This window comes from Stagnimonas aquatica, assembly GCF_003730135.1.
Taxonomy (GTDB): domain Bacteria; phylum Pseudomonadota; class Gammaproteobacteria; order Nevskiales; family Nevskiaceae; genus Stagnimonas; species Stagnimonas aquatica.
On sequence record NZ_RJVO01000006.1, the window covers coordinates 177,587 to 191,090 of the forward strand.

A 13,504-nucleotide genomic window follows, 5' to 3' on the forward strand; every position below is an offset into this window, starting at 1 on the left:
CCATGCGCGAACACCTACGCCCCGCGATCAGCCTCCTGGTCCTGTTCAGCCTGCTCTGCGGCCTCGCCTACCCGCTCGCCGTCACCGGCCTGGCGCAACTGATCTTCCCCAGCCAGGCCGCCGGCAGTCTCGCCAGCCATGACGGGCGGGTGATCGGCTCCTGGCTGATCGGCCAGAACTTCAGCCAGCCCGGCTACTTCCACGGCCGCCCTTCCGCCGCCGGCGCCCAGGGCAACGACGCCAGCGCCTCCTCCGGCTCCAACCTGGGGCCCACCAGCAAGGCCTTGCAGGAGCGCATCGCCGCGACGGTGGCGGCGCTGAAGGCCGAGAACCCGGGCGCCGCCATTCCCGCCGATCTGGTCTACGCCTCCGGCTCCGGGCTGGATCCGCAGATCTCGCCAGCGGCGGCGCGCTTCCAGGTTCCGCGCATCGCGGCGGCGCGCGGCCTCGACGCCGCCAAGCTAGACCAACTGATCGACCGCCAGACCGAGCCGCGCCTGCTCGGACTCTGGGGCGAGCCGACGGTGCATGTCCTGGTGCTCAATCTGGCGCTCGACGCGCTTGCACAAGAACCCTGAGGGAGCGCCGACCTATACTGTGCCGGCACCGATCTTGGTGCCGGCTGTGATCGGTGATGGACGTTCTGGGAAATTCGCTGTTGCTGCTGTTCGCACTGTTCCTGGTCGTCCTCAACGGCTTTTTCGTCGCGGCCGAATTCGCCATCGTCAAGCTGCGCGGAACCCGGGTCGCGGAGCTGCGCGAATCCAATGGCCTGCGCGGCCAGATGCTGGCGCGGGTGCACCGCAATCTCGACGCCTACCTGTCGGCCTGCCAGCTCGGCATCACGCTGTCCTCGCTGGGGCTGGGCTGGGTCGGCGAACCCGCCTTCGCCAGCCTGCTGGAGCCGCTGCTCGCCAGCGTCGGCGTCACCGATCCGGAGACGGTGCACACCGTCGCCTTCCTGGCCGCCTTCTCACTCATCTCCTACCTGCACATCGTCATCGGCGAGCTGGCGCCGAAGAGCATGGCGCTGCGCCGGCCGGAAGCCACCTCGCTGTGGACGGCGCTGCCGCTGTTCCTGTTCTACTGGGGCATGTATCCGTTCATCTGGGTACTCAACGCCAGCGCCAACCGGGTGCTGCGCTGGTTTGGCCTCGCCACCACCGGCCACGGCCACGACAGCTACTCGCAGGATGAGCTGCGGATGATCCTGCACATGAACCGCGCCGCCGCCGACGGCCCGCACAGTGAAGTCAACCACTGGCTGTCGCACGCGCTGGAACTGCCGGAGCTGACCGTCGGCGATCTGATGCGGCCCTGGCGCGAGGTGGTGGCGCTCGCCGCCGACGACGAGCATCTCGACCTGCGCCGCACTTTTCTTCAGCACCGCTACAGCCGCTATCCACTGCTCGACGCCGCAGGCGAACCGATTGCCGTGGTGCATATCAAGGACGTGCTGCTGATCGGCGCCAGCGACGGCTACTCGCGGCGCCTGCGCGAGGAGGCCAACGAGCTGATCCGTGTCCACGAGGACGATCCGGTGCTGCCCCTGCTGCGCGAGTTCCGCCAGGGCGCCTCGCATTTCGCGGTGGTCGATGACGGCTTCGGCAAGGTACTGGGCTTCCTCACCCTGGAAGACATCATCGAGGCGATGCTCGGCGAGATCGTCGACGAGCACGAGCGCGAGCGCAGCAGCCAGGTGCGGCGGCGCATCCAGCGGCTGCGCGACGGCAGCCTGCTGGCGCGCGGCGATACCGCCTTGTTCCGCATCGAGCGCGCGCTCGGCCAGAGCCTGGACGGCAGCGAGGACTACAACACCCTCAGCGGCTGGCTGATGGCCAAGCTCGACCAGATCCCCCGCGCCGGCGATCAGGTGCGCGCCGAACGCTGGCGGTTTGAGGTGCAGGCCGCCAACGGACCGCGCGTCGAGCGGGTCCGCATCCACCCGGTGTGAGCCCGTGAGCGAAGTCCCGCGCCCCGATCCCGATGCCCTGCTGGCCGAAGCCCAGAAGGAATCGCGCGGCAAGCTGAAGATCTTCCTGGGCATGGCCCCGGGCGTCGGCAAGACCTACGAGATGCTCAGCGCCGGCCGCAAGAAGCAGGCCGACGGCATCGACGTGGTGGTGGGCGTGGTGGAGACCCACGGCCGCCGGGAAACCCAGGCGCTGACCGAGGGTCTGGAACTGCTGCCGCGACGCCAGCAGGCCTACCAGGGCCGGGTGCTGGAGGAGTTCGACCTCGACGCCATGCTGCGTCGCCGGCCGCAGCTCGCGCTGGTCGATGAACTCGCGCACAGCAATGCGCCGGGCTCGCGCCACCCCAAGCGCTGGCAGGATGTCGAGGAGCTGCTCGATGCCGGCATCGACGTCTACACCGCGCTCAACGTGCAGCACATCGAGAGCCTCAACGACGTGGTGGCGCAGATCACCCGCGTGCGGGTGCGTGAGACGGTGCCCGACGCGGTGCTCGACGCCGCCGACGAGATCGAGCTGATGGACCTCACCCCGGCGGCGCTGATCGAGCGTCTGCGCGAGGGCAAGGTCTACGCCGGTGACGCCGGCGAGCGGGCGCTGGCCGGCTACTTCACGCCCGCCAACCTCACCGCCCTGCGCGAGCTGTCGCTGCGCCGCACCGCCGAACGGGTCGAGGATCAGCTCCAGCAGCACCGCCTGCGCCAGGGCGTGCGCGACATCTGGGCCGCTGGCGAGAACGTGCTGGTGTGCATCAGCGAGTCGCCATTCTCGGAATCGCTGGTACGCGCCGGCCGCCGGCTGGCCGACCGCTACAACGCACCCTGGACCGTGCTCTACCTGGAAACCGAGCGCAGCCGCCGGCTCGGCGAGAAGGCCCGCGACCGGGTCGCCGCCACCCTGCGTCTTGCCGAGGAGCTGGGCGCCGAGACGCGCATCCTGCCCGGCCGCTTCGACCTCGCCGCCGACCTGCTCGCCTACGCGCGGGAGCACAACTTCACCCAGTTGATGGTCGCCAAGTCGCGGCGCTCGCGCTGGTTTGAATGGCGGCACGGCTCGGTGGTGGACAAGCTGGTGCGCGAGGCCAGTGGACTCACCGTGCAGGTACTGACCGAGCGCGACGAGCAACCGCCACCGGAGCCGCTGATCCCGCTGCCTTTCGAGCTGGGGCCGCGCCGCGCCTACGCCTACAGCCTCAGCGCGCTGCTGGCGGTGACCGTGGTCGGCTACTTCGTCGATCAGCTGATCGACATCCCCAACATCTCGCTGGCCTACCTGCCGGTGATCCTGCTCACCGCCACCCGCTACGGCCTGACGCCGGCGCTGATCACCGCCTTCCTGTCGACCCTGGCCTACAACTTCAGCTTCACCGAGCCGGTGTTCACCTTCCACGTGGCAACGCCGGAGAACGTGGTGGCCCTGGGCTTCTTCGGCGCCATCGCGGTGATCGCCAGCCGGCTTACCGTGCGCCTGCGCGAGCAGACCCTGCTGGCGCGAGAGCAGGCCGACGCCACCGCCTCGCTGCTGGCCTTCGCGCGGCGCATGGCCGGCCTGCGCAAGCTCGACGAACTGCTCGGCAATACCGCCCTGCAACTGCGCAACCTGCTGCGCGTGCAGGCGGTGCTGCTGACGCCCGACGAACGCGGCCAGCTCCGGCTCAGTGCCGCCGCCCCCAGCGGCGCCAGCCTCAACGAGGCCGATATCGCCGCCGCGCAATGGGCCTATGAGAAAAACCAGGTGACCGGGCGCGGCTCCGACACCCTGCACGGCGCGCGCCGGCTGTTCGTGCCGGTCCGCACTCCCAACGGCGTGGTGGCGGTGGCCGGCGTCAGCGGCGACGACGCGGACTTCGTGCTGGCGCCGCCGCAGCGGCGGCTGCTGGAGTCGATCTGCGACCTCGCTGCCATCGGCGTCGAGCGCGTGCGCCTGGCCAAGGATGTCGATCAGGCCAAGACCCAGGCCGAGACCGAGCGCCTGCGTTCGGCGATGCTCACCGCCGTCAGCCACGACCTGCGCACGCCGCTGGCCGGCATCCTCGGCGCGCTCTCCAGCGTGCGCGCCTACGGCGAGCAGATGCCGCCCGGCGAGCGCGAAGGCCTGCTCGCCGACGCCGAGGAGGAAACCCGGCGGCTGGCGCGCTTCGTCGGCAATCTGCTCGACCTCACCCGGCTGGATGCCGGCGCGCTGACCCCGCGTACCGAGCCGGTGCGGCTCGCCGAGGCGGTGCGCGAGGTGCTGCGGCAGATGCAGTCGGCGCTGGCCCGCCACCGGCTGAGCGTGAAGGTGCCGGACAGCCTGCCGCCCCTGCGCCTGGACCCGTCCCTGCTCGAACACGTGCTCAGCAACCTGCTCGACAACGCCGCCAAGTACACGCCGGAGGGCAGCGAGATCGAGCTGGTGGCCGAGCAGCACCGCTTCAGCATCAGCCTGCAGGTGCGCGACCGTGGGCCGGGCATCCCCGAGGACGAGCTGGGCAAGATCTTTGACCTGTTCCACCGCGTGCGTCAGGGCGACCGCAACCGCGCCGGCACCGGCCTGGGCCTGGCGATCAGCCGTGGCTTCGCGCAGGCGATGGGCGCCGAAGTACGCGCCCGCAACCGCGACGACGGCGGCGCGGTGTTCGAGGTGGACTTCCCCTCGCGGCTGATCGTCGAACGCGGCGCCGAGGAAGTGATCGGCCCATGAGCCGAGCGCTGGCGGCATGAGCGCCCCGAGCCGGCTGGCGCTGATCGTCGAGGACGAGCCGGCGATCCGCCGCTTTCTGCGCGCCACTCTCGCCGCCAACGGCTACGAGGTACTGGAAGCCGCCACCGCCCACGCCGGCCTGACGCTGGCGCGCGGCGAAAAGCCCGATGTCCTGATCCTCGATCTCGGCCTGCCCGACCGCGACGGCCTGGAGCTGCTGCGCGAGCTGCGCAGCGAGAGCGAGGTCCCGGTACTGGTGCTCTCCGCCCGCGACAGCGAGGCCGCCAAGGTCGCAGCCCTGGACCTGGGCGCCGACGACTACGTGACCAAGCCCTTCGGCGCCGAGGAACTGATGGCGCGCCTGCGCGTCGCCCTGCGCCACCGCCTGCGCAGCGGCGGCGAGGCCCCGCGCTACGAGCACGACGGCCTGGTGGTGGACGTGCTGCGCCGGCAGGTGAGCCTGCGCGGCGAGCCGCTGCACCTCTCGCCCAAGGAATACCGCCTGCTGGAACTGCTGGCCCGTCACGCCGGCAAGGTGCTCACCCACCGCTACCTGCTGGAGCAGCTCTGGCCCGAGGGCGGCGAGGCCGACGCCCAGTACCTGCGCGTCTACGTGCGGCAACTGCGCCAGAAACTCGGCGACCCCGCCGAGACACCGCACTGGCTGCTCACCGAAGCCGGGGTGGGCTATCGCTTGCTGGCGCCGGCTTGAGGGCCTGCTGGCCGCGCATTCGCGTACGGATGGCGGCAAATCCAGATAAATCGGCACCGTTCGCTGGTATTGCCCACCAGCGCCCCTATAGGCTCAGTGCATGGACACCATCAACGCCCTGATCCTCGCCATCGGCTTTCTGGGAGCCCTGGGAATCGTCGCCACCATCGTCGCGCCGCGCCTGGGGGTGCCGATCCTGTTCGTGTTCCTGGTGGTGGGCATGCTCGCCGGGGAGGACGGGCCGGGCGGCATCCATTTCAGCAACTTCTGGTTCGCCAACTTCGCCGGCTCGATGGCGCTGGCGGTGATCCTGTTCGACGGTGGACTGAAGACCGACAGCGGCGACTTTCGCATCGGCCTGAAGCCGGCCGGCCTGCTCGCCACCGTCGGCGTACTGCTGACCGCCGGCGTGGTCGCGCTGGTGGCGCACTGGCTGCTGCCGCTGAGCTGGATGGAGGCCTTCCTGCTCGGCGCGGTGGTCAGCTCCACCGACGCGGCGGCGGTGTTCGGCACCCTGCATTCGCAGCGGGTCGGCCTCAACCACCGCCTGCGCTCGGTGCTGGAGATCGAGTCCGGCGCCAACGATCCGATGGCGGTGCTGCTGACCATCGGCCTGGTCGAGGCGCTGTCCGCCGAGGGCGGCATGAGCGCCAGCCATGCCCTGATGTTCTTCGTGGTGCAGCTGGGCGGCGGCGCGCTGATCGGCTGGGGCGGCGGCCGGCTGCTGAGCTGGACGCTGGGCCGCCTGCGTCTGCCCGACCCGCTCTATCCGCTGCTGGCCTTCTTCGGCGCCCTGCTGATCTTCGGCCTGGCGGCCAGCGTCGAGGCCAGCGGCTTTCTCGCCACCTATCTGGCCGGCATCACCCTGGCGCGCCAGCGGCCACCGGCGATGCGCGACGTGCTGCGCTTTCACGACGGCATCGCCTGGATGGCGCAGGTGGGCCTGTTCCTGATCCTCGGCCTGTTGGCGACGCCGCACGAGCTGCCGGCCCTGCTCTGGCCGGCGCTGGGCGTGGGCGCGGCGCTGATCTTCCTGGCCCGGCCGCTGGCGGTGGCGCTGTGCCTGTGGCCGCTGCGCTTCCCCTGGCGCGAGCAGGCCTTCATCGCCTGGGTCGGCCTGCGTGGCGGCGTGCCGATCGTGCTCGCCACCTATCCGCTGCTGGCGGAGCTACCGGCGGCGCGAGTGATCTTCGACGTGGCGTTCTTCCTGGTGCTGATGTCGCTGCTCTTGCAGGGCTCGACCGTGGCCTGGGCGGCGCGGCAGTTGAACCTGCTGATGCCGCAGGTACGCACCCGCGTGCATCGGGCGGAGTTCGACCTGCCCGGCCAGAGCGGCTGGGAGATCTTGAGCTACCGCGTCGCCAAGGGCAGCCAGCCGGTGGGCCGCACGGTCAAGCAACTGGGCCTGCCGGACGCCTCGCGGGTGGTCTGCGTGATCCGCGATGGCCGTCTGCTGCCCTACGCGCAATGGGGCCGGCTGAACGCCGGTGACCGCATCTCGCTGCTGGCCCGGCCGGAGGAACTGCCCGCCCTGGACGCTCTGTTCGAGCGCGCCAAGAGCGCCGATCTGAAGCTGCGCGACGCCTACCTGGGCCTGTTCCACCTCTCGCCGGAGGCCGGCACCGCCGAGGTCTTGCAGGCCTACGGCGCCCAGCCGCCGGCCGGCGTCGAGCAGGAAACGCTCAAACAGACCCTGCGCCGCCTGCTGCCGCAGCCGGTGGAAGGCGACCGGGTGCGGCTGGCCGGGGTCGAGCTGACCGTGCGGCGGCTGGAGGAAGGCCGCATCGCCGAAGTCGGCCTGCGGCTGCCGAAGGCGGAACCCGAGGAGCACTAGCCCGAGGGCCAGCCCGGTTCGGTTCTTGCCTCACAATCGGCGCCGGAGCCGTAGACGTTCACCCACCAGACCGCCATGTCCATCCACGCCGCGATCCACCACGTCACCCACTACCGCTACGACAAGCCGGTCACCCTGTCGCCGCAGGTGATCCGCCTGCGGCCGGCACCGCATTCGCGCACGCCGGTGCTGAGCTATGCGCTGAAGATCGACCCCGATCCGCACTTCCTCAACTGGCAGCAGGACGCCTTCGGCAACTGGCTGGCGCGGGTGGTGTTTCCGGAAACCGTGCGCGAATTCAAGGTGACCGTCGATTGCGTCGCCGATCTCGCGGTCTACAACCCCTTCGACTTCTTCGTCGAGGACTACGCCGAGCACTATCCCTTCGTCTACAAGCCGGAGCTGCTGGACGACCTGCGGCCCTATCTGCGCAAGGACGCGGGCGGACCGAAGTTCGCGGCACTGCTGGCGCAGATCCCGCGCGAGAAGATGCGCATGGTCGACTTCCTGGTCGCCCTCAACAGCCGCCTGCAGCACGACATCGGCTATCTGATCCGCATGGAGCCGGGCGTGCAGACGCCGGAGGAAACCCTGACCAAGGCCAGCGGCTCCTGCCGCGACTCGGCCTGGCTGCTGGTGCAGTTGCTGCGCCACCTGGGCTACGCGGCGCGCTTCGTGTCCGGCTATCTGATCCAGCTCACCCCGGACCTGAAGTCGCTGGACGGCCCCAGCGGCACCGAGGTGGACTTCACCGACCTGCACGCCTGGTGCGAGGTCTACCTGCCGGGCGCCGGCTGGATCGGCCTGGACCCGACCTCCGGCCTGTTCGCCGGCGAGGGCCACATCCCGCTCTGCGCCACGCCCGAACCCAGCTCGGCGGCGCCGATCACCGGCACCATGAGCGCGGCCGGCAAGATCAAGGACGAGTTCCACCACGAGATGACGGTGTCGCGGCTGCGCGAGACGCCGCGCATCACCAAGCCCTACACCGAGGCGCAGTGGCGCGACATCCAGCAACTCGGCCATCTCGTCGATGCCCGGCTCAATGCCGGCGACGTGCGCCTGACCATGGGCGGCGAGCCCACCTTCATCAGCATCGACGACTTCCAGGCGGCGGAATGGAACACCGCCGCCGTCGGCCCGACCAAGCAGAAGCTGGCCAATGATCTGCTGCTGCGGCTGCGCGACAAGTTCGCGCCCGGCGCCCTGCTCACCCACGGCCAGGGCAAGTGGTATCCCGGCGAGCAACTGCCGCGCTGGGCCTATGCCATGTACTGGCGCAAGGACCAGGAGCCGATCCTGCGCGCCGGGGTGATCGAGGGCACGGTGGCGGCCTACGAGATGCCGGCGCCGACCGCCGACACCAGCAAGACCCACGCGGACCGGGTGAAGAGCGCCGGCCGCTTGATGCGCGGCATCGCCGCGCGCATCGGCGTCAATCCCGACAACGCCCTGCCCGCCTACGAAGACGCCTTCTACTACCTGCACCGAGAGCGGCAGTTGCCGCCCAATGTCAGCACGCTCGACTCGAAGCTCAAGGACCAGGAGGAGCGTGCGCGCCTGGCGCTGGTGTTCGAGCGCGGGCTGGATGTCCCGCGCGGCTATGTGCTGCCGGTGCAGCGCTGGCAGTCGCGCGCCTGGGTCAGCGAGCAGTGGAAGCCGCGCACCGGCCGCCTGCAACTGATGCCCGGCGACTCGCCGGTGGGCTTCCGCCTGCCGCTGGAGTCGCTGCCGCACATCCCGGCGCAGGACTACCCCTACCTGCACGAGGCCGATCCCTTCGCGATCCGCAACGCCCTGCCGCGCCGCTTCAACCAGCCCTTCCTGCAACTGCCGCAGGTGGAGCAGGAGCAGCGCCGCAGCAAGCAGCGCCTGCTCACCGACGAGCTGCTCGCGGCCAAGCGCGAGAGCGAGTACCTGGAAGGCACGGTACGCACCGCGATGGCGGTGGAGCCGCGCGGCGATCACCTCTACGTGTTCATGCCGCCCACCGCCAATGCCGACGACTATCTGGAGCTGATCGCGGTGGTCGAGGACACCGCCGCCGAGCTGCAACTGCCGGTGCGCATCGAGGGCTATCCGCCGCCCAACGACCCGCGCCTGGAAGTGCTCAAGATCACTCCCGACCCGGGCGTGATCGAGGTCAACGTGCAGCCGGCCGGCTCCTGGCGCGAGCTCAACCACATCGTCAACACCGTCTACGAGGAAGCACGGCTGGCGCGGCTCACGGCCGAGAAGTTCCTGGTCGATGGCCGCAGCGTCGGCTCCGGCGGCGGTGCCCACATCGTGGTCGGTGGCGCCACCGCCGCCGACTCGCCCTTCCTGCGCCGGCCGGACATGCTCGGCAGCCTGGTGCGCTACTGGCAGAACCACCCGGCGCTCAGCTACTTCTTCTCGGGCCTGTTCATCGGCCCCACCTCGCAGCATCCGCGCGTCGACGAGGCGCGCGACGCCAATCTCTACGAGCTGGAGATCGCGCTGGCGCAACTGCCCAAGAAGGGCGCGCAGGTGCCGCTGTGGCTGGTGGACCGAATCCTCCGCCACCTGCTCACCGACCTCACCGGCAACACCCACCGCAGCGAGATCTGCATCGACAAGCTGTACTCGCCGGACAGCAGCACCGGCCGGCTCGGCCTGGTCGAGTTCCGCGGCTTCGAGATGCCGCCGCACCTGCGCATGAACCTCGCCCAGCAACTGCTGCTGCGGGCCTTGATCGCGCATTTCTGGGAGCAGCCCTACGAGGGCGAGCTGGTGCGCTGGGGCACCAGCCTGCACGACCGCTTCCTGCTGCCGCACTTCCTCTGGGCCGACCTCAAGAGCGTGCTCGCCGACCTGCGGCGCGCCGGCTTCGGCTTCGAGGATGCCTGGTTCGCGCCGCATTTCGAGTTCCGCTTCCCCAGCCACGGCACGGTGCGCTACGAGGAGGTCGAGATCGAGCTGCGCCACGCCCTGGAATGCTGGAACACGCTGGGCGAGGAGCCGGGTGGCGGCGGCACCGCGCGTTATGTCGATAGCTCGGTGGAACGCTTGCAGGTGAAGGTGACCGGGCTGACGCCGGGCCGGCACTTGCTCACCGTCGGTGGCCGGCGCCTGCCGCTGACCCCGACCGGCACCCAGGGCGAATACGTCGCCGGCCTGCGCTACCGCGCCTGGCAGCCGGCGAGCTGCCTGCACCCGACCATCGGCGTGCACACGCCGCTGGTGTTCGATCTCTACGACAGTTGGAGCAAACGCGCGGTGGCGGGCTGCACCTACCACGTCATGCACCCGGCCGGCCGCAACTACGACAGCTTCCCGGTCAATTCCTACGAGGCGGAATCGCGGCGACTGGCGCGCTTCGCGCCCTTCGGCCACACGCCGGGCAACTACTGGCCGGCGGAGGAAAAACCCAATGCCGACTACCCGCTGACCCTGGATCTGCGGCGACCCGTTGGGCTCTGAGACGGCGGCGGCACCAGCACCGGCCCGCGCAACCTACCGACGCGCGGGCCTTCTTGGGGAAACCCTGCTTAAGTCGTCATTCCGGCGGAAGCCGGAATCCAGTCCCAGCCAGAATTTCCCAGTTTGAAGTACTGGATACCGGCTTTCGCCGGCATGACAGACTTGTTTGGAGCAGTACAGACCTCCTTAGTTGCCGCGCTCCAGGCGCTGCACCCGGCCGCTGTCCTGCTCGATCACCAGAATCAGCCCATCGCCCAGCTTGCCGCTGGCGGCGGAGCCCAGCACCACCCACTGGTTGTCGAGCCGGTAGGCGCGGTAGGGCGCCTGCGCCAGCACCTCGGCCTCGCCGTAGGCCTGCGTCCACAGCTCGCGGGCGATGGCGATGGCGGCCTTGCCGCTGCTCACCGGGCCACGGCGCGGCACCCCGGCTACGAATTCGCTGGCCGGCACGCCTGCAAGGTATTGCTCCAGCCAGGGCTGCCATTGCTCCTGTGGCAGCGGCGGCAGCGGGCTGCTGTAGCCCGCCCCGCCCAGTTCCACCGGCAGCGGCAGGGACGGCGGGTAGCTCTTGGGCAGGGGCACTGCCTTCTGCGCGCCGAGCAGCTCGTTGAGCGTCTTGCGGATGCTGTCGGCGACGCTGGCCGGGCTCGGCGGCTTGGGCGGCCGGGTGTAGACGATGTTGCGCTGGCCGTCGATCACCACCACCCAGGGCGTGTACTCGACGCGATAGAGGCTGAGTGCATCATCGCCATCGAGCAGCAGTGGAAAGCGGTAACGGCGCTGCTTGAGCACCTGCACCGGATCGACGCCCTCCATCGCCCGCACGCTGATCATCCAGACTTCGACACCGGCGACGCGGTAGTCCTCGCGGATGCTGTGCAGATACGGCTGCAAGGCCCGGCTGTAAGGATCCCAGGCCGGCCAGAACATCAGCACCACCGGCTTGCCGGCGGCCAGTTCGGGGAAGCTCTGGGTCTTGCCGTCCGGCGCCTTGAGGCTGAAGGCCGGGGCGTACATGCCACTATCCCAGGGCTTGAGCGGCTCTTCCGGCTCCGCAGCCCAGGCCGGGCCTCCGAGCAATGCCGCCAGCAGGGCCAGCGCGCGCAAACCGTTCCAACGCATCCACAGCACTCCTAATTCCGTCGCGCCAGAAGCTAACGCAGGCCGCCGGACAGCGCCAGTTGCGCGGCGGGAAAAATAGCGGCGGCTCAGGGCAGGACCTCGAAGTAGAGCCGCCCAATCAACTGGTCGCCCGGGGTTAGCAGATCCACCCGCCAACGGCCCTGCGCCTGCGCCGGAAAATGCTGCTTGCGGGTGTAGGTGCGCCAGCCGCGCCCGGGAGCGCCCTCGATGCGCGCCGGGATGCTGTCCAGCCGCCGGCCGTCCAGATACCAGTCGAAGCGCAGCGGCTGGCTCAAACCCGCCGGGGCATGCACGGCAACGTAGGCAACCACCCCCTGGGACAGCTCGGCACTGCTCAACTGGCGCCGTTCCGGCCCCGGCTCCAGGCCCTGGATCGTCTGGCTGATGCGCGCCTCGGTGAGCTTGAGCCCGGCCGGCGGAATCCAGGCGCGCAAGGGCAGGCCGAGCAGCAGCAGCAAGGCCATCGTCGCGACCGGCAGCAGTTCGCGCGGCGCCCCTGCGGCGCCCTGCCGGAGCAGCCTGGGCAGCCCGGCGGCCATCGCCAGCAAGGCGATCAGCACCGCCACCGGCACCGCCCGCTCGACCGGCAGATGCAGTGCCAGCGGCAGCACCACCAGGGCGGTGATGAAGGTGCAATAGGCCTGAAAGGCGATGCCCAGGCCGCTGCCGCCACGGCCGGCCCAGCGGTGATAGAGCGGGTCCAGGGTGCTGAACAGGGCGGCGGCGCCTAGCAGCAGCGCGAACAGGACATGGCCCAGGCTCATGCGCAGGGCGCCCAGTACGAAGGGCAGCGCGAAGAACAGCATCTCCTGCTGCACCGACTGGGTGACGAAGGCGGTGAGGCGCGGCGACAGCCGGCCTTTCGAGGCACGCTGCAACCAGCGCCCGAACAGGTTGTCGAGCAGCATCCAGGGCCAACTGAGCAGGGCCAGCAGGGCGACCCAGCGCGCCAGTTGCGGGCCGCGCTCGATCAGCAGATAGCCGGCCCAGCCAAGCACGAAACTCGCCAGCGGCAACAGCCAGGGGCGTCGCTCCAGGCCGGCCATCAAGCGCGCGGTCCAGGCGGCGGCACCGGAATCCGGGCTGGGAACTGTGGGGTGATGACTCATGAGGGCGCGTAGTGTCGCATCGCCGCGCCGCGAGAGCTGGCTGCGGTCAACCCGAACCGCCAGCACCGACTTGTGGTCAGAATGCGTAGTCGCAAGGAGACCCGTCATGCCGAACCGGAAACCCATCACCATCGCCCTTCTCGCCCTGCTGCTGGCGGCCTGCGCCAGCACCCCCGCCACGCGCATCGATAAGAACCCCGCCGCCTTCGCCCAGCTCACGCCCGAGCAGCAGGAAAAGGTGCGCGCCGGCCAGATCGGCATCGGCTTCGACACCAGCGCCACCCGTCTGGCGCTGGGCGAGCCGGACCGCATCCTGCAGAAGACCACCGCCGCCGGGGAAACCGAGATCTGGCAGTACGTCGATGTCTACACCTACCCCACCGGCCCCTGTTACGGCGCCTTCTTCCGCTACGGCCTGCCCAGCTACTGCTTTGCCGGCTACTACGGCGCGCCGGTGCAGGAGACCAAGGAGCGCATGCGGGTGAGCTTCGAGGCCGGCAAGGTGGTGAGCATCGAAAAGGAGAAGTAAACCGCCTGCTCCGGCCGTGGTATTTCCAATCCCGGGGCCAGGCTTCGATAATGCGCGCCTTATAAAAGCGCCCCCGGAGCA

At 69.8% G+C, this 13,504-nt stretch carries 9 protein-coding genes; 7 read left to right on the plus strand and 2 right to left on the minus strand.

Annotated elements, in window-relative coordinates; genetic code table 11:
- Positions 1 to 2 precede the first annotated feature (2 nt).
- The 6 genes from kdpC to ED208_RS13330 all read left to right on the plus strand — a co-directional run bounded on the left by kdpC (position 3) and on the right by ED208_RS13330 (position 10,642).
- Complete coding sequence (gene kdpC / locus ED208_RS13305) at positions 3 to 578, plus strand: potassium-transporting ATPase subunit KdpC (RefSeq protein ID WP_123212407.1); 576 nt, start codon at positions 3 to 5, stop codon at positions 576 to 578.
- 56 nt (positions 579 to 634) lie between these two features.
- Complete coding sequence (locus ED208_RS13310; RefSeq protein ID WP_199720620.1) at positions 635 to 1,954, plus strand: hemolysin family protein; 1,320 nt, start codon at positions 635 to 637, stop codon at positions 1,952 to 1,954.
- A gap of 4 nt (positions 1,955 to 1,958) precedes the next feature.
- Positions 1,959 to 4,655: a DUF4118 domain-containing protein gene (locus tag ED208_RS13315; RefSeq protein ID WP_233575069.1), complete on the plus strand. Its 2,697-nt coding sequence runs from the start codon at positions 1,959 to 1,961 to the stop codon at positions 4,653 to 4,655.
- Positions 4,656 to 4,671: 16 nt separating this feature from the next.
- The gene (locus ED208_RS13320; protein ID WP_123212409.1) at positions 4,672 to 5,367 is read left to right on the plus strand and encodes a response regulator; all 696 of its coding nucleotides are present in this window, start codon (positions 4,672 to 4,674) and stop codon (positions 5,365 to 5,367) included.
- A 100-nt stretch (positions 5,368 to 5,467) separates the two neighbouring features.
- Positions 5,468 to 7,201, plus strand: a complete 1,734-nt coding sequence (locus ED208_RS13325; RefSeq protein WP_123212410.1) for a potassium/proton antiporter — start codon at positions 5,468 to 5,470, stop codon at positions 7,199 to 7,201.
- 75 nt (positions 7,202 to 7,276) lie between these two features.
- On the plus strand, positions 7,277 to 10,642 hold the full coding sequence (locus ED208_RS13330) for a transglutaminase family protein (RefSeq protein WP_123212411.1): 3,366 nt from the start codon (positions 7,277 to 7,279) through the stop codon (positions 10,640 to 10,642).
- 186 nt (positions 10,643 to 10,828) lie between these two features.
- Here the strand turns inward: ED208_RS13330 and ED208_RS13335 are convergent, their stop codons facing one another.
- Together ED208_RS13335 and ED208_RS13340 are read right to left on the minus strand one after the other, a co-directional pair.
- Positions 10,829 to 11,764, minus strand: coding sequence for an NTF2 fold immunity protein (locus ED208_RS13335; RefSeq protein WP_123212412.1), 936 nt, complete (start codon positions 11,762 to 11,764; stop codon positions 10,829 to 10,831).
- 86 nt (positions 11,765 to 11,850) lie between these two features.
- Positions 11,851 to 12,894 carry a DUF5924 family protein gene (locus ED208_RS13340; protein WP_148044762.1) on the minus strand — a complete coding sequence of 348 codons (1,044 nt, stop codon included), beginning with the start codon at positions 12,892 to 12,894 and terminating at the stop codon, positions 11,851 to 11,853.
- A 106-nt stretch (positions 12,895 to 13,000) separates the two neighbouring features.
- On the opposite strand from ED208_RS13340, the gene ED208_RS13345 reads away from it, so the two are divergent.
- Positions 13,001 to 13,423, plus strand: a complete 423-nt coding sequence (locus ED208_RS13345) for a hypothetical protein (protein WP_123212414.1) — start codon at positions 13,001 to 13,003, stop codon at positions 13,421 to 13,423.
- The last annotated feature ends 81 nt before the right edge of the window (positions 13,424 to 13,504 follow it).